This is a genomic window from Streptomyces sp. NPDC052225 (assembly GCF_040679615.1).
Taxonomy (GTDB): Bacteria; Actinomycetota; Actinomycetes; order Streptomycetales; family Streptomycetaceae; genus Streptomyces.
The window spans coordinates 168,064-190,603 of record NZ_JBFAVD010000013.1; the positions used below are offsets into that span (position 1 = coordinate 168,064).

The window sequence follows — 22,540 nt, forward strand, 5'->3', positions numbered from 1 at the left end:
TGCCTACACTCCGCCCGTGTCCGAACCCCGACGGCAGGTGGTGACCGGCGAGCCGCGCACCGTGCACGGCGCGGCCGGTCTCCCCGGCCTGCGCACGCAGGGGGAGATCGACGAGCAGACGATGCTCGGCGCCGCCTACGTCCGCTCCCTCATGCGCAGCCAACTGCGCGCCGGAGTCGCCGCGTTCGTGGTCCTCGCCGTGCCCGTCGCGGTTCTGCCCCTGTTCTTCGGCGCCCTGCGCAACGCGGCCGTCGAGTGGCTCGTCCTCGGCTTCTGCTGCTACCCGTTCCTCGTCCTCATCGCCTGGTGGTACGTGCGCCGCGCCGAGCGCAACGAACACGACTTCGCGGCCCTCGTACGCGGCCGCGACACCGGCGACGCCGTCGGCAACGGAGCGCCGTGAACGAGGCGTACGCGATACCCGCGGTGGCCGTCGTCGTCCTCGCCACCGTCCTCATCGGCGGCTTCGGCCTGCGCATCTCCCGCACGACCTCGGACTTCTACGTGGCGTCGCGCACCGTCGGACCCCGCCTCAACGCGGCCGCCATCAGCGGCGAATACCTCTCCGCGGCGTCGTTCCTCGGCGTCGCGGGGCTGCTCCTCGTCCACGGCCCGGACATGCTCTGGTACCCGGTCGGCTACACCGCCGGCTACCTCGTCCTCCTGGTCTTCGTCGCGGCCCCGCTGCGCCGCTCCGGCGCCTACACGCTCCCCGACTTCGCCGAGGGCCGCCTGGAGTCCCGGCAGGTGCGCCGCGTGGTCAGCATGTTCGTGGTCGGCGCGGGCTGGCTCTACCTGGTGCCCCAACTCCAGGGCGCCGGGCTGACGTTGCAGATCCTCACCGGGGCGCCGCGCTGGTTCGGCGGGGCCCTGGTCGCCGCCGTCGTGGTCCTCGCCGTGGCGGCGGGCGGCATGCGCTCCATCACCTTCGTCCAGGCCTTCCAGTACTGGCTGAAGCTGACGGCGCTCCTCGTCCCCGCCTTCTTCCTGCTCCTCGCCTGGCGCGGGCAGGGTGCGACCCCGCCCGGCTTCCCGGCCACCGACGTCCCGTCCGCCGGGGTGGGCGCGGGCCGGCCCCTGGCCACCAGCCGCGCCGACCATCCGCTCTACGCCACGTACGGACTGATCGTCGCCACGTTCCTCGGCACGATGGGCCTGCCGCACGTCGTTGTCCGCTTCTACACGAGCCCGAACGGCCGCGCGGCCCGCCGCACCACCGTCGTCGTCCTCGCCCTGATCGGCACCTTCTACCTCCTGCCGCCGCTCTACGGCTGGCTCGGCCGGGTCTACGCCCCTGAACTCACCGCCACCCAGGACGCCGACGCCACCGTGCTGCTGCTCCCCGGCCGCGTGGTCGACGGGGTGGCGGGGGACCTGCTCGGCGCTCTCGTGGCGGGCGGGGCCTTCGCCGCGTTCCTGTCCACGGCGTCGGGCCTGACGATGGCCGTCGCGGGCGTGGTGAGCCAGGACGTCCTTCCGGCGCGCGGCGTACGGCACTTCAGGCTCGGCGTGGTCCTCGCCATGGGCGTCGCGCTCGCCGGAGCGCTCCTGGTGGACGGTGTCCCGGTGGCCGACGCGGTCGGCATGGCGTTCGCGGTCTCCGCGTCCTCCTTCTGCCCCCTGCTGGTCCTCGGCATCTGGTGGCGCCGCCTCACCCCGCCCGGCGCCCTGGCCGGTCTGTTCCTCGGCGGCGGCTCGGCACTCCTGGCCGTCACGCTGACCGTCTTCGGGGCCGCCACCTCCGGCTGGCTGCACACCCTCCTGGCGTGGCCGGCGGTCTGGTCGGTGCCGGTCGGCTTCCTCGCGATGATCCTGGTGTCCCTGGCGACGCCGGACGCCATCCCGCCGCACACGACGGCCACCATGACCCGCCTGCACCTCCCGGAGGCCCTGAAGAGCGGGGGCGGTACGCCATGAGCGGCGCCGTGACGGCCACGCTGCTCGCCCTGTGCCCCGTCCTGCTCGGCGCGGGCTTCCTCCTGGGCCGGCGCGCCCACCGCGCGGGCCACAGCGACGTCGGCACCCCGGTCGAGCGCGCCACCTTCGAGACCCTGCACACGGCCTCGCTCGCCGCCCCCGCCCTGCGCGCGGGCCTCACCGAGGACACCGCCCGCAAGTCCGCCCGCCGGCTGCGCACGCTCCTCGGCACGGAGGCCCTGGCCGTCACCAACCGCGGGGCCGTCCTCGCCTGGGACGGCGCCGCCGAGCACCCGCACGCCCAGCACGTCATGGACCAGGTGGCCCCGGCCCTGGCCGGCGGGCGCACCGTCGCCTTCGCGTGCGGCTGCGACGCCGTCGACTGCCCGCTGCGCTGGGCGGTCGCCGCCCCGGTCGTCGCCGACGGCCGCGTCCTCGGCACCGTCGTCGCCTACGCGCCCCGCGAGTCCGCCGTCCTGGCCCGCGCCACCGACGAGGTCGCCCGCTGGGTCTCGGTCCAGCTCGAACTCGCCGAACTCGACCGCTCCCGCACCCGCCTCATCGAAGCGGAGATCAAGGCGCTGCGCGCGCAGATCTCCCCGCACTTCATCTTCAACTCCCTCGCGGCGATCGCGTCGTTCGTCCGTACCGACCCGGAGCGCGCCCGCGAACTCCTCCTGGAATTCGCCGACTTCACCCGCTACTCGTTCCGCAGGCACGGCGAGTTCACCACCCTCGCCGACGAACTCCACTCCATCGACCAGTACTTGGCCCTGGTCCGTGCCCGCTTCGGCGACCGCCTCGCCGTCACCCTCCAGATCGCCCCGGAGGTCCTCCCGGTCACGCTCCCGTTCCTGTGCCTCCAGCCGCTGGTGGAGAACGCCGTCAAGCACGGCCTGGAGGGCGCCGTCACGCGCAGCCGCATCTCCATCGGCGCGACGGACGCGGGCGCCGAGGCCGAGGTCGTCATCGAGGACGACGGCGTCGGCATGGACCCCGACGAACTGCGGGCGATCCTGCGCGGCGAGGGCGACGCCTCCAGTGGCATCGGCCTCTCCAACGTCGACGAACGCCTGCGCCAGGTCTTCGGCGACGGCTACGGCCTCGTCATCGAGACGGCCGTGGGCGCGGGCATGAAGATCACGGTCCGCATCCCGAAGTACCGGGCGGGCGTGTACGCGCCCTGACCCGCCCGGCCCGCGCCCTCGGAGCCTGTCTCAGAACAAATGAATCGCCAAGTGGCCGAGCGGCAGCCCGAGTTGCCAGGCGGGCGTCCACACCTGCGGTCCGTCCTCCTCGTCGGGGACGGGCACCGCGTCGAGGTCGGCCGCGAGCAGCTCCGTCTCCTCCAGCCATCTCCATGCCGCCACGGCCAGCTCCAGATCGGGCGACCGATTCCCGCCGTCGCGCCCTTCCCGCTCGGCGAGGCGCTCGCGCACCCACCGCTGCCACGGCTGGTCGTAGGCGGTCAGCGACGACCAGGTCTCCAGCTGCGACACCACCCGGATCCCGGACAGCTCGTCCTCCGCGTCGGACAGGAAGATGGTCAGGGCCAGCGCGTCGCGCCCGGCCCGGAACTCGAAGGACGTCGGGGGCATCAGATCCCCGGTGCGCAACAGTTCGTCCGCGATGTACTCGGCGTACAACCACGCCATGGGTACGGTGAGTTCGCCTCCGGCGCCCGTCGCGCCGCCTTGGCTCCCGTGCAACATTCCTTCCTGCCTTCCTCCGGTCCGTGCTTCGCCGGCCCCCGGGCCCCACCCGTCCAACTCGCCGGGGAGGACAGCGGATTACTCAACCGAGAAAACGGCACGCTGAGCAAGGCGCTTTACGGAGGCTTGACCCGGCCTCCGGTTTCATCGCAGGTCGGACGCATACCCCGGAAGAACCCGGCGCAACGCGCGCAACGCGTAGTACGCGCGGGACTTCACGGTACCCGGGGGGATGCCGAGCGTTCGTGCGGCCTCCGCCACACTCGCGCCCTTGAAGTACACCTCGAGGAGGACGGCGCGGTGCTCGGGGGTGAGCGTCGCCACAGCCTCCCGCACATCGAGCGCCGCCGCGGACCGTTCGGCGTGATCGGCGCAGACGCGCGCGTTCTCCAGGACCGCGTCGCCCACTTCGGCTGGCCGCGCGAGCCGCGCCCGCCGCGCGTCGATCGCGAGCCGCCGCCCGACCGTGAACAGCCAGGGCCGCACCGACTCGAACCGCGCGTCGAGCGCCTCCGGATGCTGCCAGGCCCGTACGTACGTCTCCTGGACCAGGTCTTCCGCCCGCTGGCGGTCCCCGTCGCACAGGCGCAGCAGGTACGAGAACAGCGGTCCGCCGTGCTCCCGCTGGACCTGGGCGAGGTCCTCCTCCGGTGTCGTGGGTGTCGTGAGCGCCGTCGTCATGCGCGTATGGCAACGCAGCCCGCCGCGCCCGCCCAGGGGCCGCGCGCGGATCTGCGGCAGGCGGTCGAAGCCGTCGACGAGCGGTGCGGTGAACGGGCCGAGTGGCCCAGCGAGGTGACGCCGATTCAGGGATGTACCCGGTATGGGGACTTGACTCCCGCTGATGCTCGTACGTGGATTCGTATGGCGAAAATCACCCCGAAAACCACCCACATACGGACTCGTTCCGTCCAGTGACCCCAGGGAGCCTTGTCGATGACACGGAGCACGCGCCGCACGCGGCAGGCGGCGGCCGCCCTCGCGGCCGTCCTGACGGGCCTCGGCGCGGGCTGCGCCGCCGCCCCCGAGCGGCAGCCCTCGCCCCCCTCGGCCTCCGCCTCCGGGCAGCCCGCGCCCGCGGCGGCCCGCGGCTTCACCCTCGTGGCGTCCGGCGACGTCCTGCCCCACACGTCGATCATCGCCAAGGCGAACGAGGACGCGGGCGGCGACGGCTACGACTTCCGTCCGATGCTCGCGGGCGTCAAGCCGGTCGTCTCCGCCGCCGACGTGGCGATCTGCCACATGGAGACGGTGTACGGCGCCGACGGCGACTACAGCGGCTACCCGGCCTTCAAGTCCCCGCCGCAGGTGGCCGCCGCACTGCGCGCCACCGGCTACGACTCCTGCTCCACCGCCTCCAACCACACCCTCGACGACGGCGCGGACGGCATCGCCCGCACCCTGGGCGCGTTCGACCGCGCGGGCCTCGGGCACGCCGGTTCGGGCCGCACCGCGGCCGAGGGCCGTGGCCCGGCCTGGCTGCGCGCGGGCGGCGCCAGGGTCGCCCAGCTCGCCTACACCTACGACACGAACGGCTACCCGCTGCCCCAAGGCAGGCCCTGGGCCGTGAACTTGATGGACCGTCAGCGCATCGTCGCCGACGCTCGCGCCGCCCGGAAGGCGGGCGCGGACGTGGTCGTCGTCTCGCTCCACTGGGGCACCGAATGGCAGGACGACCCGGACACCCGCCAACTCACCCTCGGCCGGCAGCTCACCGCGTCGCGCACCCACGGCCGCCCCGACATCGACCTGATCCTCGGCACCCACGCGCACGTCCCGCAGGCGTACGAGAAGGTCAACGGCACCTGGATCATCTACGGCATGGGCGACCAGATCGCCGGCGAGATGTTCAACCACGAAGGCGCCCAGGACGCCCGCGGCAACATGAGCACCATCGGCCGCTTCACCTTCGCCCCGCCTGCCCGTGCCGGTGAACGCTGGCGTGTCACCAAGGCCGAGTTCGTCCCGCAGTGGTTCGACCTCGGCTCCGACCGCGTGGTCAACCTGAACCGCGCCATCGACCGGGGCGCCGACCTGGAGGGCATCCGCGACGAGATCCGCCGCGTCGTCCTCGGCAGGGGCGGCGCCCGGGACGGCCTCGTCATGGGGAAGTAGGCGGCACCTTCGCCAGCTCGGACCTCTTGTACGAGTACCCGAAGTAGATCCCGAGACCGATCACGAACCAGACGGCGAACCGCACCCACGTCTGCCACTGCAGGAACGTGATCAGCCAGATCGAGAAGACGACGCCCACCGCGGGCACCACCGGCATCCCCGGCGTACGGAACGTGCGCGGCAGCTCCGGCTGCCGGTAGCGCAGCACGATCACCGCCACGCACACCACCACGAACGCCAACAGGATCCCGATATTGGTCAGTTCGGCCGCCTCGCCGATCGGCAGGAACCCGGCGATGGCGGCCGACGCGGCCCCGACGATCCACGTGACCCGCGTCGGCACATGCCGCGTCGGATGCGTCTTGGCGAACCACTTCGGCAGCAGCCCGTCCCGGGACATGCTGAACCACACCCGGGTGACGCCCAGCATGAACGTGAACATGACGGTCAGGATGCCGATGATGGCGCCCACCGCGATCACATCCGCGAGCCCGCTCAGGCCCGCCGCCTTGAACGCGGTCGAGAAGCCGCTCTCCGGGTCGATGTCCTTGTAGTTCTGCATCCCGGTGAGGACCAGGCACGCGAGCACGTACAGGACCATCGAGATCGCGAGCGAGTACAGGATCGCCTTCGGCATGTGACGCTGCGCGTCCTTCGACTCCTCCGCCGCCGTGGACATCGCGTCGTAGCCGAAGACGGCGAAGAACACCGTCGCCGCACCCGTGAACGCGCCGCTCACCCCGAACGGGAAGAACGGCGTGTAGTTGCCCGTGTCGATGTGGAAGAAGCCCACGCCGATGACGAGCAGCACCACCAGGACCTTCAGGACGACGACGATCGTCTCGAAGCGGGCCGCGTTCTTGATGCCGAGCGTCAGCAGATACGCGATGAGCAGGCAGAGGGCCGCGGCGAACAGGTCGACCTTGTGGCCGTCACCGGTGCCGGGAGCGCCCAGCATCCAGTTCGGCAGGTCCACGCCCATCTCGCCGAGCAGGAAGCTGAAGTAGCCGGAGATCCCGATCGCGACGACCGCGACGATCGCCGTGTACTCCAGGAGCAGGTCCCAGCCGATGAACCAGCCGGCCAGCTCGCCGAGGACCGCGTAGCCGTACGTGTACGCCGATCCGGCCTTCGGGATGAGGCCCGCGAACTCGGCGTAGGAGAGGGCCGCGGCCGCACTCGCGATGCCCGCGATCAGGAACGAGACGAGGACCGCGGGCCCGGCCGTGCCGTTGGCGACCGTCCCGGCGAGGGTGAAGATCCCCGCGCCGATGATGCCGCCCACGCCGATCGCGGTGAGCTGACCGAGCCCCAACGTGCGGGTGAGCTGCGGCCGTTGGCCCTCCGTGCCGGCCTCGGTGTCCTCGATCCGTTCGATGGGTTTGCGGCGCAGGACGCCCTGGCCCATCCGCAGTTTCGGGGGAACGGTCATGAGACCACCTCTTCGCATACGCGACGGCTGATGGCCGATCATGATGCACCCGGGGCGGCAGGGACGGAAGACGGCACGCCCCGCCCGCGGCCGCGGGCTCTAGGGCACCACTGTGACGGGCCAACGGCCCGCCTTCACCAGGCGGATGGCGACCGAACCGACGATGCGATGACCGGCCTGCTCCGAGGCGCCGACCACCACGGCGTCCGCCTTCAGCTCGTCGGCGGCGGTGACCAGGCCGTTGAACGGGTCGCCGCGGAAGGTGTGGAACTCCCAGCGCACGTCGTATATGTCCTTGACCCGTTCCGTGGCCTCCCGGATCTCGGCGATGAGGCCCTCCGCGATCTCGTCGGTCGTCTCCGCGACGGGCACCCCGAGCGCGGCCCCCGCCGCCATCACGGGCTGCACGTAGACGACGGCGAGCAGGGCCCGCTGGCGCCGGGCGAGGCCGCCCGCGTAGGCCGCGGCACGGAAGGAGGAGTCGGAACCGTCGACGCCGACCACGATCACCTTGGGCCCGTCGGTGCCGCGCTCGAACTGGTGTGGCTGTTGTTCGGTCACGGGCAGAGGCTAGCGGAAACCCGCAGGTGGAGCGATGGGCGGGGCGTCACGGCTGAACGGGTGCTTTCCCGCGTCCCATCCGGTGGTGCTCTGCGCGGCGCCACCGGCGCCGTGTGACGCATAAAGCATGAAAACGCACCAGATCGCAGCAGGGCGTCGGACGCTGATCCGCGGGTTCACCGCCGTCGGCCTGGCCGCACTCACCGGCTGCGCCGCCGGCGAACGGGCGAGCTCCCCGCCGAGCGCGAGCCCGAGCGCCGCGCCCGCCGCGGGACCGCCTGCCGCCCGCGCCCTCAACCCCTCCGCCTACCGGCTGCGCCCCATGGCCGGGTACGAGCCCCAGCGCGCCGCCACCGCGAAGCTCACGGTCCGTCACAAGCCCATCCTCAGCATGGACTTCGAGCGCGGCGAGCGCGCCATGGTGCTCACCTTCGACGACGGGCCCGACCCCCGCTACACCCCGGACATCCTGCGCACGCTGCGCAAGCACGACGTGCGCGCCATGTTCTTCGTGTGCGGCGAGATGGCCGTCGACAACAAGGACCTGCTGCGCGAGATGGCCGACGACGGACACGTCATCGGCAACCACACCTGGACCCATCCGCTCCTGACCCGGATGACCCGCTCCGGTATGCGGCCCGAGATCGAGCGCACCTGCGAGGTCATCGAGGACACGGTGGGCGAACCCCCCGCCTGGTTCCGTGCGCCGTACGGGGCGTGGAACCGCGCCGCGTTCCGGCTCGGCGCCGACCTCGGCATGGAACCCCTCGCGTGGACCGTCGACACCCTCGACTGGAACACCCCCGGCACCGGCACCATCGTCACCCGCGTCCTTCGCGGCGCCGCGCCCGGCGTCGTCGTCCTCAACCACGACGCCGGCGGCAACCGCTCGCAGAGCGTCTCCGCGCTGCGCGAGTACCTGCCGCAGCTGATCGACGACGGGTACCGCATCACCGTCCCGCGCCGCCGCGGCATCTGATCGTCTGATCCCCCCCCGCTGGTGTCCGTGCGTCAGCGCACGGACACCAGCCGGGCGAAGGCCACCACGTTGCCGTCGTAGCCGCTCTGCTTCGAGAAGCCGCCGCCGCACGTGATGACGCGCAACTCCGGTGTCCCGTTGGAGCCGTAGACCCGGTTGCCCGGGAAGTTGGCCTTCTCGAAGACCTCGATCCCGTACACCTGGAACACGGCTGTCCTGCCGTCCCTGCGCCGGACCTCGACGTGGTTGCCCTTCTTGAGGGAGCCGAGCCCGTAGAACACGGCCGGGCCCTGCATGTTGTCGACGTGGCCGACGATGACGGCCGTGCCCTTCTCGCCCGGCGACACCGCCCCGGTGAACCAGCCCGCCAGGTTCGGGTCCTGGGGCGGCGGCGCGTCCACCCAGCCCTCCGCGTCCAGGCCGACCTGCGTCACCGGGGCATCCACCCGGATCGCCGGGATCCGCACCCGGTCCACGAGCGAGAACGGCAGCGGCTGCGGCCCCTTGGACGTGGCCCACGTGGGTGTGCGGCTGTCCGCGGCGGCGGCCGACGCGGGCTGCGGCGGACCGATGTCGAATTCCCCCGAACCGTTGCGGATCAGCGCGAGACCGGTGAGCAGCACCAGCGCTATCACGCCCCAGGGCGCACGCTTTCTGGGCTGCTCCTCGTCTTCGGGCCTTGCGTAGGACATTCGCTCATCCCCTCTGGATCCGGCGGCGAGACCGGCTCCGTCGCGCGTACCGAAACGCTAAGTCGACCGCGCACGGAGAGCGACGGGGCGAGGGCGAACGGGTGCACCGGCCGCGTCCGTTCAGGGGCCGGGTGAGCCATCCGAGGTGCGGGTGTCAGGAAATTTCTGACGGTCTGTGACCTGCGGCAATATCGGCTTGTACGGAATTCCTTCGGTGTGTCGGATCACCGGGACGGCCGATTCCCGAAATGCGGGCGTGCGCACGGCATCTGAGGGTTCGTCTGGGAGGCGTTCTCGCCGAAATTCCCGGGGACCGTTCCCCGGGGACGCCTTCCGCGGAGGATTTTCATGCGTACCACCCGTGCCCTGGCGGTGTCCGCCGTCGCCGTCGCCGCCGTCGGTCTCGCCGCCCCCGCCGCGTCCGCCTGGACGGACCCGTCCAACCTCACGGTCTCGCCCAGCGTCATTCCGCGCGGTGGCCAGGTGACGATCTCCGTCACCGGAACCAAGTGCCAGTCCGGGAGCACCGCCACGTCGGACGCGTTCGGCACGGTGAACCTGACCAACGCGGGCGGCGAGCAGGCGAGCGCCAACGCGACCGTGCACAGCGACGCCGCCCCCGGCGCCCACGACGTCTCCGTGAGCTGCCAGGGCGTGCCGCTCACGCGTCCTGCCGCCTTCACCGTCATCCACGGCGGTGTCCGCGGTGGTCTCGGCGGTGCCAGCGAGACCGGCGCCACCTCCACCGACATGGCCATCGGCGGCGCGCTCGTCGCGTCCGCGCTGGTCGGCGGCGGCGTGTTCTGGATGCGCCGCCGCTCGGAGGGCAAGGCGTAAGCAGCGGTTACGAGGATCAGCGGGCCCCGCCCCCCTTCGCGGGGCCCGCGGCGCACGTGAACGGACCGGTGCCCCGAAGACAGCGTGGTCTTCGGGGCACCGGCCCGTGTGCGGGAGCGTCAGGCGTTGTCGTCGCCCGTGCGGCGCCGGGAGAAGTAGTACGCCGTACCGAGCGCGCCCGTGATCAGCGCGGCGCCAAGCCCGATCTCCTGGAGGTCGAACCCGCCGAGACTGCCGCCGACGCCCGCCCGGACACCGTGGTGCACCGGTGGGGGAGTCGGATCGACGGGTCTGCCGCCCGCGATGGTGAGGTCGGCCGTGCGGGTCCAGCTGCCGGAGCAGGAGAACGTCACCGAGTACATGGCGCCCTGCTTGGCGTCCCAGTCGACGATGGCGGTCTGCGACCCGCGGCCGCTGCCGCTGCCGATCGTGACGGTGTCGAAGATGCCGGAGGACACCGTGATGTCCTTCGAGCAGCCGCTTCCGTAGACCGTGACCTGGCCGCCCGCGGCGATGGTCGTGGGGGAGACGCGCACCGAGCCGCCGGAGTCGGACTCCGCCAGCGCGGGCGGTGCGGCGAGGGTCAGAGCGGTGAGGGAGAGCGCGGCGGCACAAGCGGCACGTATCGCCTTCATGGGGGTTCCTCCGGGTCCACGAGGAGCAGCTGCGGACCGGTTCCGCGCGCTTGGGACAGGCACCTCGATGCCCGAAACGCTAGGGACACCCCTTGAGGGGCGCGATCGGTGTCGTGCGAACGGGGCATGTCCTTGGGCCGGTCAGGGGACCTCGTGGCGTGCTGACGCCCCGTCGGGGCCCGTCGTGTGCCAGACGTGCGGGCCGGCGCCCCGCCATTCGACGAGGTGCGGATCGTCGAGGGTCAGGTCGGCCGAGCCGAGCCCGGCCCGGCCGAGCAGCCGGGTCAGATCCGCGTCGCTGTGCGCGAGTCCGACCGCCTGCCCGCGCACGGTCACATGCCGCCCGCCCTCGGGCGCGAGCGGGTGGACGACGATCGGGGCGTGCCATGGAGTCATGCCCCCAGCGTGCTCCAGGTGGGGTCAGCCCGCTCCCGGAAACAGCATCAGGAAGGGCTCCGCGGTGGCCGCGATGCCCCGGCTGTAGGGCGCGTCGAAGTCCCAGATCAGGAAGAGCAGGAACGCGATCAGGGCCGAGAAGAGCCCGGCGAGGATGAGTTCGCGCAGGGTGCGTCTGATCTGGAGCGCGAAGATCATGCCGATGGTGACGAGGCCGCCGACGATCAGGCCGAACCAGACGACGCCCGGCATCGTGGCGCCCGTGGAGTCGGCGCGGGCGTTACGGGCGTCGTCGGCGGCCGTGACCTGGTCGACCAGCGGCTGGTAGGCCTGCGCCTGGAAGTCCGTCTTCGGCTCGTAGTCGGTGACGTCGTGGCGCACGGTGTCCAGGAGTTCGGTGCCCTCAGCCGTCAGTTCGCCGCGCGAGCGCATGGCGTGCCACTCGGTCGTGACGACATGGCTGACATACATGTCGACATCCGCCCGGATCCGGTCCCGGACGTCGGCCGGGTAGACGCGGACGCGCTCGTGGATCTCGTGCAGCGCCTGCGCCTCGTCGCGCACGTGGTCCTGGGCCGCGCTGCGCGCCTCCCAGACACCGGCGATGGCCAGGCCGAGGACGATCGCGTAGACCACGCCGATCATCATCGTCATGTACTCGATGACGTCCGGGGTCTCCGTGGGGTCGTCGTCCTCGCCGATTCTTCGCTGTTGCAGGACCAGGACGACGAGGACGATCGCACAGACGGCGACCATCGCGAGGGCGAGAACAAGCCATTCCGACATGGGTACCTCCACAAAGGTTCAGCGGGGGCGCAGAGCGGCGACCGCGAGCACCGCGGGCGCGGTGATGAGCAGGGTGAGCGTGACGATCGACGGGCCGCCGCGCGGGGGCGCGCGGTGCACGGCCGGCCGGTACACCGGGTAGTGCACGGGTGTCGGAGTGGGATGTGCGGACGGGGTCGGCGTGGGGCTCGGCGGCGGCGGCGGGGGTTCGGGTGCGGGCGGGGGCGGCGCGGCAGGGGGTGAAGGCGGGGGCGGGGGCGTGGGTGAGGGCGGTGGAGGAGGAGGGGGTGGCGGGGCCGGCGGGGGCGGCGTCGGCTTCTTGGGCGGGGGCGGTTTCGGTACGGGCTTCTCGGGCGGGGGCGTGCGCGGCCCCGCGCTGCACGTGACGCCGTCGCCGGAGACCGCGACGGCGCCGCCCGTTCCGCCGCCGTCGACCGAGGCGTACGCGCAGCTGTCGGCCGGCGCGAGCAGGGGCAGGGCTGTCGCGGCCGCCGCCGGGACGCCGCACAGCCACGCGGTGACGACCATCGCGACAGCACGGGTGACCAGGGCGGCTCTGGCCCGCTGTGTTGGAAGCACGACGGAGATCATGGGCGGCGGCCGTGACCGGCACGCCGTTTTCCGTGCGGAGTACCCCGAACGTGGGGCGCGGGCGCCGAGCTGGTTTGCGCCCCGGTCCTTCGCTCGTCCGAGTCAAGAAATCTTCGGCCCCGTTGAACACACCGGCCACCCCCGCCCGTACCTAGGGCCATGTGCGGACCCGACCGGGTGTGCACAACACCCAAGCAACATGCGGGAGTTGACGATGAAGACCTCCTGGCGGAGCGCCTCGCTCGTAGCGACAGCTGCGGCCCTGCTGGCGCTGACGACGGCGTGCGGTCAGGACAAGGGCGACGCGTCCGCGAACGGCCAGAACGTGGGCAACGCGGCCCCGGCGCAGGGCGGTTACGGATCCGACGACGGCTACGGCGCGGGCAAGGGTGACGCCTACGGGTCGGGTTCCGCGGACAAGGACACCGGCGCCAAGACCAAGTCGGCGGGCCGGCTGGCGGTCTGGGACAGCAAGAAGCTCGGCCGGGTCCTCACGGACGACGCCGGGTTCACGCTCTACCGGTTCGACAAGGACACCGCGCAGCCGCCCAAGTCGAACTGCGACGCCGCCTGTCTGAAGGCGTGGCCCGCCGTGCCCGCGAGCGGCGCGACCGCCGCGTCCGGCGTCGACCCGTCGCTGCTCGGCGAGGTGACCGCCGCCGACGGCAGCAAGCAACTCACCATCGACGGCTGGCCGATGTACCGCTACGCCATGGACACCAAGGCCGGTGACGCCAAGGGGCAGGGGGTGGGCGGTACGTGGTACGCGGCGGCCCCCGACGGGAAGAAGGCGAGCCCCGAGCCCGCCGCTGAGCCGGCCGACGCGGCGGGGCTTTCCACGCGAAGGGATCCGAAGCTCGGCGAGATCGTCGTCGACAAGAACGGAATGACGGTCTACCGGTTCCTGAAGGACTCGGCCTGGCCCATCAAGTCCAACTGCCTGGGAGCGTGCGCCGAGAAGTGGCCCGCTCTCGCACCGGTCGCCAAGAACGACACCAAGAACATTCCGCTCAAGGGCTACATGACGTTCGACCGCCCCGACGGCACCAAGCAGCAGACGCTGAACTGCTGGCCGGTGTACACCTTCTCCGGCGACAAGAAGCCCGGTGACGTCAACGGGCAGGGTGTGGGCGGCACTTGGTACGCCGCGGCCCCCGACGGAAAGCCGGTCGGCGCCCCGCGGAAGTAGTGGCCGTCACAGGGGCGGCCGTGGGATGAGCGGCTCCGGGCGGAGCCCTCGAAGGTAGAGTGTTCAAAGGATTTGGTGAATCGCCGGTCCGTTCCTCGCGTGACCACGTGATGGTCCCGTATCGGGAACGGACCGGTTCTCTTCGGTGGGGATAGAGATGGTTTCGGGGTGGTTTCGGATCATTGCCAATTGGCACGTGCCGGAGGCAGTGACCGAGAACGGACGGTCAATTTCCGTTTTGACTCGCTCCTTTGGCGGCTGATCAGTAGCCTCAGCTCGAACACCGGCTCGCCTACGCCTTGGAGAGATTGATGGAGCGTCCTGCCTGGGCCCCGCAGGGCATCGACATCTCGGTGCCCAGTGTGTCCCGGATCTACGACTACTACCTGGGCGGCTCGCACAACTTCGAGGTCGACCGGGAGGCCGCACGCAAGGCCATGGAGTTCATGCCGGGCCTGCCCAAGATCATGCAGGCGAACCGGGCGTTCATGCGGCGGGCCGTGCGCTTCGCCGTCGACGAGGGCATCACCCAGTTCCTCGACATCGGCTCCGGCATCCCGACGTTCGGGAACGTCCACGAGGTGGCGCAGCAGGCGAGCCCCGGCGCCCGCGTGGTCTACGTCGACCACGACCCGGTCGCCGTCGCGCACAGCAAGGCCGTCCTCGACGGCAACCCCGACTGCGCCGCCGTCTCGGCCGACCTGCGCAAGCCGCGGGACATCCTGGGCAGCCCCGAGGTCCATGAACTCCTCGACCTGAAGCGGCCGGTGGCGCTGCTCCTGGTCGCCGTACTGCACTTCATCGAGGACGCCGACGAGCCGCAGCGGGCCGTGGCCGAACTGAGCGCGGCGCTCGCACCCGGAAGTCTGCTGATCGTGACGCATGCCTCCTTTGAGGGAATGCCCATCTCGACGGAAACGGCCAGTGGCGCGGTCGACGTCTACCGGAACGATGTCCGCAATCCGCTGATCATGCGGAACCGCGAGGAGATCGCACGGTTCTTCACGGGATATGAGACCGTCGAGCCGGGCATCGTGCCGATGCCCGTGTGGCGGCCTCAGACCGCGCCCGAGGACGAGGACCCGTACACATTCGCGGGCTATGTGGGAGTGGGGCGCAAGGCGTGAGCGAAGAGCCGGGCGGACCGGAAGACAGACTGCGCAGGTTCGCCACGATCTGGAGCCGGGCGATCTTCCCGGTGACGGCGACGTCCCTGACCCGGCACGAGTTCGAGGACGAACTCGTGCCGCTCGCCCGCCGGCTGCGCGACGCGCTGGCCGCGCGGACCTTCGACGCCGAGCAGGGGCGGGCCGTAGGCGGCGCGCTCGTCACGGCGCACTGCACCGACCCCGAGGCGCTCAGCCGCACCCTCGACGTCGTCGACGCCTACCTCGTCCTGTACTGCGGCGACGAGGCGCGCACCCCGGAGCGCGAGGACGATCTGCGGGCGCGCTGCTCGCGTATCCAGCACCAGCTCGCGGCCGGTTTCGCCGCCGCGCTGCGCGAGCGGACCCTCGTCGAGCAGGAAGCCATCTCGCGGGCGGCGCTCGCCGCCCGCAGCGCCGTCGCCGAGGCGCTGCACGCGAGCGAGGCCCGGTTCCGCGCGGTGTTCCACGGCGCCGCCATCGGCATCGGCATCGCCGACCTCGACGGCACCGTCCTGGAGGTCAACGACGCGCTGGTGCGGATGTTCGGCGGCAGCGAGGGCCTGGTGCGCGGGCGCAACGTCGCGGAGTGGACGCACCCCGAGGACGCCCCGCAGGTCTGGCACCTCTACCACGAGCTGGTGCGCGGCGAGCGCGAGCACTACCGCGTGGACAAGGCGTTCTACCGCCCCGACGGCACCGCGCTGTGGACGAATCTGACGGTGTCGCTGCTGCGCGACAAGGACGGCGTCCCGCAGTACCAGCTGGCGCTCATGGAGGACACGACCGAGCGCCGGCTGCTCAACCTGCGGCTGCGCTACGAGGCGACGCACGACGCGCTCACCGGCCTGCCCAACCGCACCCTGTTCTTCGAGCGCCTGGAGAAGGTGCTCGGTGCGGGCGAGGGCGCCCGGTTCGGCCTGTGCTACCTGGACCTCGACGGCTTCAAGACCATCAACGACAGCCTCGGCCACGCGGTCGGCGACCGGCTCCTCGTCGAGGTCGCCGACCGGCTCCAGGCGTGTGCCACCGCCCCCGGCGAGATGGTCGCGCGGCTCGGCGGCGACGAGTTCGTGGCCCTGACCACCGGCAAGGACACCGAGACCGAGGTCGACGAGCTCGCCGGGCGCATCATGCACGCCCTCGCCACCCCGATCCGGATCGACGGCCGCGAACTCACCGTGCGCGGCTCCGTCGGCATCGTCGAGGGACCGGCCGCCGAGCGCAGCCCCGCCGAGGTGCTGCGCAGCGCCGACATCACGATGTACCGGGCCAAGTCCGCGGGCGGCAACCGCTACGAGCTGGCCGACCCGGAGGCCGACGCCCGCGCCATCACCCGCCACGGCCTCACGACGGCGCTGCCCGCCGCCCTGGACCGCGGCGAGTTCTTCATCGAGTACCAGCCGCTCGTCCATCTCGGCGACGGCAGCGTGCGCGGCGCCGAGGCACTGGTGCGCTGGCTCCACCCGCAGCACGGCGTCCTCGGCCCCGACCGCTTCATCCCGCTCGCCGAACACACCGGCCTCATCGTCCCGTTGGGCCGCTGGGTCCTGGAGGAATCGGTACGCCAGGCCCGCGTCTGGCAGGAGCGGCACGCCGAGGCGGGCCCGATGCGCATCAACGTGAACCTGTCGCCGATGCAGCTCACCCACCCCGGCCTCGTCTCCGACACGGTCGACATCCTGGAGCGGGCCGGGCTCGCGCCGGGCGCGCTCTGCCTGGAGGTCACGGAGTCGGCTCTGATCGGCGCCGACGACGACCTCCTCAAGCCGCTGCGCCGGCTCTCCGAGATGGGTGTCGACATAGCGCTCGACGACTTCGGCACCGGGTACTCGAACCTGGCGAACCTGCGCCGGCTCCCGGTCAACGTCCTGAAGCTGGACCGCTCCTTCACCCAGGGCATGCAGCAGTTCCCCGCGGACCCGGTCGACCTGAAGATCGTCGAGGGCATCGTCTCGCTCGCCCACAGCCTGGACCTCGCGGTCACGGTCGAGGGCGTCGAGACCGGCGCGCAGGCCGAGCAGTTGAAGGAGCTCGGCTGCGACACGGCGCAGGGCTGGTACTACGCGCGCCCCGGCCCGCCGGACCGCCTCCACGAGCTGGCGCTCGCGGACGCCACGGGATGAGGCCGCTGTCATGATCCGGTGGGCGTACCTGTTCGTCGACCGGCCCTACGAGGACTTCGGCGCCGCCTGCGACTTCTGGGCGCGGGTCGCGGAGGCTCGGCTCTCTGAACTCCGGGGCGAGCGCGGTGAGTTCACGACGCTGCTGCCGTCCGGGGGTGACCCGTGCGTCAAGGTGCAGGGTGTCTTCGACGGGCCCGGCGGGGCGCATCTCGACCTGGCCGTGGACGACGTGCCGCACGAGGCGCGACGGGCCCGTGAACTCGGTGCCGGCGGTGTCCACACGGAGCCCGGTCTGGAGGTCATGCGGTCGCCCGCGGGGCATCTGTTCTGCCTGGTCGAGTGGGCCGGTGAGCGCACGGGCCCCTCGGCGGTCTCCGGCACCCGCATCGACCAGCTGAGCCTGGACACGCCGCCGAGCACGTACAAGGCGGAGGCCGAGTTCTGGGCCGCGCTCACCGGCTGGCCCGAAGTTCCGTGCGAGAGCCCGGAGTTCAGGCTGCTGTCGGCCGGTCGTACGGTGCTGCCGGTGCAGGTCCTCCTCCAGCGCCTCGACACGGAGTCGGTGCCCTCGGCTCATCTGGACATCGCGTGCTCGGAGCGGGCTGCGGCGCGGGCTGAGCATGAGCGGCTCGGGGCGACGTACGTCAGGGACGGGCGCGGCTGGACGGTGATGCGGGACCCTGCCGGGGGGTTGTACTGCCTCACGGACCGGGCGCCGTAGGGGTTGGTGTTCCGTTGCCGGGTGCGGCGTTCGTCGTGGCTGGTCGCGCCCCGCGGCGGAGCCGCCAATGACACAGCCCCGCGCCCCTGAGATGCGCACTTCGTGCGCCATCTCAGGGGGCGCGTTCGCGGAGCCGGCCTTTGTCGGGGAAATGCGCGCGAAGCGCATGCATTTCAGGTGCGCGGGGAACTGCGCGACCAGCCCCCACCGAACCCGCATCCAGCAACGAACCCACGCACCCCGAGCTGTCACCCGTCCCGCTCCACGAGCATCCGCTGAAGCTCACGCGCAGCCCGCGGCGGCGCCACGTCCGACCGGTGCGCCAGCGCGATGGTCCGATGCAGCCCCGGGCGGGCCAGTGGAGTCACCCGGAGATCCGCCCCGGCCCGCGTCGCCACCATCGACGGCACCACCGCGACCCCGAGCCCCGCCCGCACGAACCCCAGAACCGCGTCCATCTCGCCGCCCTCCACCGCGAAGTCCGGCTCGAACCCCTCCGCCCGGCACGCGGCGACGGTCAGCTCCCGCAGGTCGTAGCCGTGCCGGAACATGACGAGGCGCTCGCCCTCCAGATCCGAGACGCGCACGGATCTGCGGCCCCGGCCGGGGCTCGGCGCGGTCGGGGACGAGACGATCACCAGTTCCTCGCGGAGCAGCTCCACCGTGGTCAGGGCGGGCGCGGGGGTCGGTAGCGGCAGGACGACGAGGGCTAGGTCGAGCGCCCCGCGCGCGAGTTCCCGTACGAGATCGTGCGAGCCGCCCTCCTCGATCAGGAGCTGGATGCCGGGGTAGCGGTCGTGGAAGGCGCGCAGCACGTCCGGGAGCAGGCCCGTGCACAGGGACGGCGTCGCACCGAGGCGGACGCGGCCGCGCTTGAGCTGGGCCAGCTCCTGCACCTCGTGCCGCGCCGTGTCCGCGTCCGCGAGGATGCGCCGGGCCAGCGGAAGCAATGACTCGCCCGCGTCGGTGAGGGTGATGTTGCCCCGGGCCCGCTGGAAGAGATCCGCTCCCAGCTCCCGTTCGAGGGCCCGGATCTGCTGGGACAGCGACGGCTGCGCGACGTGCACCTGCTCGGCCGCGCGCGTGAAGTGCCGGGTCTCCGCGACCGCGACGAAGTACTGGAGTTGCTGGAACTGCATGCCGCCACCCTAGCCCTTCCATAGGCCATGCCTATGGAAATGAGCCGGACCATGTCTTGGACCGATCGGGGCCTTCGGCCCTACCGTCTCTGACATGGCTCTGGCAACGCGGACGGACCGACGGTCGTCCATGACGCGCACGATCTGGGACAGCTCCCTCGGCAAGAAGACCGTGATGGCCGTCAGCGGCATCGTGATGCTGCTCTACCTGGTCGCGCACATGATCGGGAACCTCAAGATCTTCTTCGGCCCGGGCGAGATCAACCACTACGCCCACTGGCTGCGCACCATGGGCGAGCCGGTACTGCACTACGAGTGGGGCCTGTGGCTCGTACGGATCGTGCTCGTCGTCGCCGTCGTGGCGCACGCGACGTCCGCGTACCAGCTCAGCCGGCGCGACATCAAGGCGCGGCCCACCCAGTACGTGCACAAGAAGCCGCGCGCCAGTTACGCCACGCGCACCATGCGCTGGGGCGGCATCATCCTCGGCCTCTTCATCGTCTGGCACATCCTCGACCTGACGACGGGGACCGTGCATCCGGGCGGCTACGAGCACCTGCACCCGTACCAGAACATCATCGACACGTTCTCGACCTGGTACAGCAACGTCATCTACATCGTCGCGATGCTCGCCCTCGGCTTCCACGTGCAGCACGGGTTCTGGAGCGCGGCGCAGACCCTCGGTGTCGGCAGCCGCACCCGCGACCGCGTCCTGAAGACCGTCGGCACGGCCCTCGCCGTACTGCTCACGCTCGGTTTCATCGCCGTGCCCGTGGGCGTCATGACCGGATTGGTGAGCTGAAGAACATGACTTCGTACGCCGACTACACGACCGGGGAGCCGGTCGCCGACACCAAGGCACCGGCCGGGCCCGTCAACGAACGCTGGGACACGCGGCGCTTCGAGGCGAAGCTGGTCAACCCCGCCAACCGCCGCAAGCACACCGTCATCGTCGTCGGGACCGGCCTCGCGGGCGGTTCGGCCGGCGCGACGCTGGCCGAACAGGGCTACCACGTCGTCCAGTTCTGCTTCCAGGACTCGCCGCGCCGCGCCCACTCGGTCGCCGCGCAGGGCGGTATCAACGCCGCGAAGAACTACCGCAACGACGGCGACTCCGTGCACCGTCTCTTCTACGACACCGTCAAGGGCGGCGACTTCCGCGCCCGCGAGTCGAACGTGCACCGCCTCGCCCAGATCTCCGTCGAGATCATCGACCAGTGCGTCGCCCAGGGCGTGCCCTTCGCCCGCGAGTACGGCGGCCTGCTCGACAACCGGTCCTTCGGTGGCGTCCAGGTCTCCCGTACGTTCTACGCGCGCGGCCAGACGGGACAGCAACTGCTGCTCGGCGCCTACCAGGCACTCAGCCGCCAGGTGGCCGCCGGGAACATCGAGCTTCATCCCCGTACGGAGATGCTGGACCTGGTCGTCGTCGACGGGAAGGCGCGGGGGATCGTCGCCCGCGACCTCGTCACCGGGAAGATCGACACCTACTTCGCGGACGCCGTCGTGCTCGCTTCGGGCGGCTACGGCAACGTCTTCTATCTGTCGACGAACGCCATGAACAGCAATGCCACGGCCGTGTGGCGGGCGCACCGGCGCGGCGCCTACTTCGCCAACCCGTGCTTCACGCAGATCCACCCCACCTGCATCCCGCGCACCGGCGACCACCAGTCGAAGCTGACGCTGATGAGCGAGTCGCTGCGCAACGACGGGCGGATCTGGGTGCCGAAGGCCAAGGGCGACGACCGGCCCGCGAACGAGATCCCCGAGGACGAGCGCGACTACTACCTGGAGCGCATCTACCCGTCGTTCGGCAACCTCGTGCCCCGTGACATCGCCTCCCGCGCCGCCAAGAACGTGTGCGACGAAGGGCGGGGCGTCGGACCCGGCGGGCAGGGCGTCTACCTCGACTTCGCCGACGCCATCGCGCGGATGGGACGCAAGGCCGTCGAGGCCAAGTACGGCAACCTCTTCGACATGTACCAGCGGATCACCGACGAGGATCCGTACCAGGTGCCCATGCGGATCTACCCCGCCGTGCACTACACGATGGGCGGCCTGTGGGTCGACTACGACCTCCAGACCACCGTCCCGGGCCTGTTCGCGATCGGCGAGGCGAACTTCTCCGACCACGGGGCCAACCGGCTCGGCGCGAGCGCGCTGATGCAGGGCCTGGCCGACGGCTACTTCGTCCTGCCCGCCACCATCAACGACTACCTGGCGAGGAACCCGCACACCGACGAGGTGAACGCCGAGCACCCGGCGGCCGTCGAGGTCGTGCGCGAGACCGAGGAGCGACTCGCCCGGCTCCTCGCCGTCGACGGGGACCGCACCCCGGACTCCTTCCATCGTGAACTCGGCGAGCTGATGTGGGAGTTCTGCGGCATGGCCCGCACCGAGAGCGGCCTGCGCAAGGCCCTGGAGCGCATCCCGCAGATCCGCGAGGAGTTCTGGCGCCGCATCAAGGTGCCCGGCACCGGCGAGGAGTTCAACCAGTCCCTGGAGAAGGCGAACCGCATCGTCGACTACCTGGAGCTGGCCGAGCTGATGTGCCTGGACGCGCTGCACCGCGCCGAGTCCTGCGGCGGGCACTTCCGCGAGGAGTCGCAGACGCCGGACGGCGAGGCCGCGCGCGTCGACGAGGAGTTCTCGTACGCGGCCGCCTGGGAGTTCACCGACACCGGCGCCTCGCCCGTCCTGCACAAGGAAGACCTCGTCTTCGAGTACGTCCACCCCACTCAGCGGAGCTACGCATGAAGCTCACCCTGCGCGTCTGGCGCCAGAAGAACACCGACGCCGAAGGCGCCATGTCCACGTACGAGGTGGACGGGATCAGCCAGGACATGTCGTTCCTGGAGATGCTCGACACCCTCAACGAGGACCTCATCGTCAAGGGCGAGGACCCCGTCGCCTTCGACCACGACTGCCGCGAGGGCATCTGCGGGGCCTGCTCGCTCGTCATCAACGGCGACGCGCACGGCCCGGAGCGCACCACCACCTGCCAGCTGCACATGCGGTCCTTCAAGGACGGCGACACGATCGACATCGAGCCGTGGCGCGCCTCGGCCTTCCCGGTCATCAAGGACCTGGTCGTCGACCGCGGCGCCCTCGACCGGATCATCCAGGCCGGCGGCTACATCACGGCGCCCACCGGTGCCGCGCCCGAGGCGCACTCCACGCCCGTGCCCAAGCCGGACGCCGACTTCGCCTTCGAGCACGCCGAGTGCATCGGCTGCGGCGCGTGCGTCGCCGCGTGCCCCAACGGCGCCGCCATGCTGTTCACCTCGGCGAAGATCAACCACCTGAACGTGCTGCCGCAGGGCGCCCCGGAGCGCGAGACGCGGGTCCTCGACATGGTGGCCCAGATGGACGACGAGGGCTTCGGCGGCTGCACTCTCACCGGAGAGTGCGCGACGGCCTGCCCCAAGGGCATCCCGCTGTTCTCCATCACCAGCATGAACAAGGAGTGGCTGCGCGCCAACCGCAAGGTCAGCCGCTGACCGGCGCTGACCCACGCTGAGACGTCCCGCGAAGAGCGCGGGGTGGGCGGGACCGGGAGTGGTGCTC

Annotated in this window: 23 protein-coding genes; 13 read left to right on the top strand and 10 right to left on the bottom strand. The window is 71.3% G+C overall.

Annotated elements, in window-relative coordinates; genetic code table 11:
* Positions 1-16 precede the first annotated feature (16 nt).
* Genes AB0L37_RS20775 through AB0L37_RS20785 form a run of 3 tightly spaced genes read left to right on the top strand, consistent with a single transcriptional unit; the run spans position 17 to position 3,104 of the window.
* Complete coding sequence (locus tag AB0L37_RS20775; protein WP_365507200.1) at positions 17-403, top strand: hypothetical protein; 387 nt, start codon at positions 17-19, stop codon at positions 401-403.
* Positions 400-1,917, top strand: coding sequence for a cation acetate symporter (locus tag AB0L37_RS20780; protein ID WP_365507203.1), 1,518 nt, complete (start codon positions 400-402; stop codon positions 1,915-1,917). The genes AB0L37_RS20775 and AB0L37_RS20780 overlap by 4 nt, the downstream gene beginning before the upstream one ends.
* On the top strand, positions 1,914-3,104 hold the full coding sequence (locus tag AB0L37_RS20785; RefSeq protein WP_365507206.1) for a histidine kinase: 1,191 nt from the start codon (positions 1,914-1,916) through the stop codon (positions 3,102-3,104). Before AB0L37_RS20780 ends, AB0L37_RS20785 begins: the two co-directional genes overlap by 4 nt.
* Before the next feature lie 30 nt (positions 3,105-3,134).
* Here the strand turns inward: AB0L37_RS20785 and AB0L37_RS20790 are convergent, their stop codons facing one another.
* Entirely contained in the window at positions 3,135-3,629 is a 495-nt protein-coding gene (locus tag AB0L37_RS20790; RefSeq protein ID WP_365507209.1) for a hypothetical protein, read from the bottom strand.
* Positions 3,630-3,773: 144 nt separating this feature from the next.
* A complete protein-coding gene (locus tag AB0L37_RS20795) occupies positions 3,774-4,310 on the bottom strand; it encodes a sigma-70 family RNA polymerase sigma factor (RefSeq protein WP_365507212.1) in 537 nt (178 codons plus the stop codon).
* A 255-nt stretch (positions 4,311-4,565) separates the two neighbouring features.
* Between AB0L37_RS20795 and AB0L37_RS20800 the strand changes: the two genes are divergently transcribed.
* Entirely contained in the window at positions 4,566-5,744 is a 1,179-nt protein-coding gene (locus AB0L37_RS20800) for a CapA family protein (RefSeq protein ID WP_365507215.1), read from the top strand.
* Here the strand turns inward: AB0L37_RS20800 and AB0L37_RS20805 are convergent.
* Positions 5,731-7,176 (bottom strand): amino acid permease, encoded by a 1,446-nt coding sequence (locus tag AB0L37_RS20805; RefSeq protein ID WP_365507218.1) that lies wholly within the window; start codon positions 7,174-7,176, stop codon positions 5,731-5,733. The genes AB0L37_RS20800 and AB0L37_RS20805 overlap by 14 nt on opposite strands.
* A gap of 99 nt (positions 7,177-7,275) precedes the next feature.
* Positions 7,276-7,737, bottom strand: a complete 462-nt coding sequence (locus AB0L37_RS20810; RefSeq protein ID WP_365507221.1) for a universal stress protein — start codon at positions 7,735-7,737, stop codon at positions 7,276-7,278.
* 127 nt (positions 7,738-7,864) lie between these two features.
* Between AB0L37_RS20810 and AB0L37_RS20815 the strand changes: the two genes are divergently transcribed.
* The gene (locus AB0L37_RS20815) at positions 7,865-8,716 is read left to right on the top strand and encodes a polysaccharide deacetylase family protein (protein WP_365507224.1); all 852 of its coding nucleotides are present in this window, start codon (positions 7,865-7,867) and stop codon (positions 8,714-8,716) included.
* A 32-nt stretch (positions 8,717-8,748) separates the two neighbouring features.
* Here the strand turns inward: AB0L37_RS20815 and AB0L37_RS20820 are convergent, their stop codons facing one another.
* Positions 8,749-9,408 carry a class F sortase gene (locus AB0L37_RS20820; protein ID WP_365507226.1) on the bottom strand — a complete coding sequence of 220 codons (660 nt, stop codon included), beginning with the start codon at positions 9,406-9,408 and terminating at the stop codon, positions 8,749-8,751.
* A gap of 348 nt (positions 9,409-9,756) precedes the next feature.
* Here AB0L37_RS20820 and AB0L37_RS20825 point away from each other — a divergent pair, with 348 nt between their 5' ends.
* A complete protein-coding gene (locus tag AB0L37_RS20825; RefSeq protein ID WP_365507229.1) occupies positions 9,757-10,245 on the top strand; it encodes a hypothetical protein in 489 nt (162 codons plus the stop codon).
* 119 nt (positions 10,246-10,364) lie between these two features.
* Here the strand turns inward: AB0L37_RS20825 and AB0L37_RS20830 are convergent, their stop codons facing one another.
* The 4 genes from AB0L37_RS20830 to AB0L37_RS20845 all read right to left on the bottom strand — a co-directional run bounded on the left by AB0L37_RS20830 (position 10,365) and on the right by AB0L37_RS20845 (position 12,641).
* Complete coding sequence (locus AB0L37_RS20830; protein ID WP_365507231.1) at positions 10,365-10,880, bottom strand: hypothetical protein; 516 nt, start codon at positions 10,878-10,880, stop codon at positions 10,365-10,367.
* A gap of 141 nt (positions 10,881-11,021) precedes the next feature.
* Positions 11,022-11,276, bottom strand: a complete 255-nt coding sequence (locus AB0L37_RS20835) for a hypothetical protein (RefSeq protein WP_365507234.1) — start codon at positions 11,274-11,276, stop codon at positions 11,022-11,024.
* Positions 11,277-11,300: 24 nt separating this feature from the next.
* Positions 11,301-12,062, bottom strand: a complete 762-nt coding sequence (locus AB0L37_RS20840) for a hypothetical protein (RefSeq protein ID WP_365507237.1) — start codon at positions 12,060-12,062, stop codon at positions 11,301-11,303.
* 18 nt (positions 12,063-12,080) lie between these two features.
* The gene (locus tag AB0L37_RS20845) at positions 12,081-12,641 is read right to left on the bottom strand and encodes a hypothetical protein (protein WP_365507239.1); all 561 of its coding nucleotides are present in this window, start codon (positions 12,639-12,641) and stop codon (positions 12,081-12,083) included.
* A gap of 226 nt (positions 12,642-12,867) precedes the next feature.
* On the opposite strand from AB0L37_RS20845, the gene AB0L37_RS20850 reads away from it, so the two are divergent.
* From AB0L37_RS20850 to AB0L37_RS20865, 4 genes are all read left to right on the top strand, one after another.
* Entirely contained in the window at positions 12,868-13,842 is a 975-nt protein-coding gene (locus AB0L37_RS20850) for an SCO0930 family lipoprotein (protein WP_365507242.1), read from the top strand.
* 311 nt (positions 13,843-14,153) lie between these two features.
* Positions 14,154-14,969, top strand: a complete 816-nt coding sequence (locus AB0L37_RS20855) for an SAM-dependent methyltransferase (RefSeq protein ID WP_365507244.1) — start codon at positions 14,154-14,156, stop codon at positions 14,967-14,969.
* A complete protein-coding gene (locus AB0L37_RS20860) occupies positions 14,966-17,113 on the top strand; it encodes an EAL domain-containing protein (protein WP_365507247.1) in 2,148 nt (715 codons plus the stop codon). Before AB0L37_RS20855 ends, AB0L37_RS20860 begins: the two co-directional genes overlap by 4 nt.
* Before the next feature lie 10 nt (positions 17,114-17,123).
* A complete protein-coding gene (locus AB0L37_RS20865) occupies positions 17,124-17,834 on the top strand; it encodes a VOC family protein (RefSeq protein ID WP_365507250.1) in 711 nt (236 codons plus the stop codon).
* A 248-nt stretch (positions 17,835-18,082) separates the two neighbouring features.
* Here AB0L37_RS20865 and AB0L37_RS20870 read toward each other — a convergent pair whose 3' ends face one another.
* Positions 18,083-18,973 (bottom strand): LysR substrate-binding domain-containing protein, encoded by an 891-nt coding sequence (locus AB0L37_RS20870; protein ID WP_365507253.1) that lies wholly within the window; start codon positions 18,971-18,973, stop codon positions 18,083-18,085.
* A 130-nt stretch (positions 18,974-19,103) separates the two neighbouring features.
* Between AB0L37_RS20870 and AB0L37_RS20875 the strand changes: the two genes are divergently transcribed.
* The 3 genes from AB0L37_RS20875 to AB0L37_RS20885 are packed head-to-tail and all read left to right on the top strand — an operon-like array spanning position 19,104 to position 22,473.
* The gene (locus AB0L37_RS20875; RefSeq protein ID WP_365507358.1) at positions 19,104-19,775 is read left to right on the top strand and encodes a succinate dehydrogenase; all 672 of its coding nucleotides are present in this window, start codon (positions 19,104-19,106) and stop codon (positions 19,773-19,775) included.
* 5 nt (positions 19,776-19,780) lie between these two features.
* On the top strand, positions 19,781-21,730 hold the full coding sequence (locus AB0L37_RS20880; protein WP_365507256.1) for a fumarate reductase/succinate dehydrogenase flavoprotein subunit: 1,950 nt from the start codon (positions 19,781-19,783) through the stop codon (positions 21,728-21,730).
* Entirely contained in the window at positions 21,727-22,473 is a 747-nt protein-coding gene (locus AB0L37_RS20885) for a succinate dehydrogenase/fumarate reductase iron-sulfur subunit (protein ID WP_365507259.1), read from the top strand. The genes AB0L37_RS20880 and AB0L37_RS20885 overlap by 4 nt, the downstream gene beginning before the upstream one ends.
* Positions 22,474-22,540: the final 67 nt, after the last annotated feature.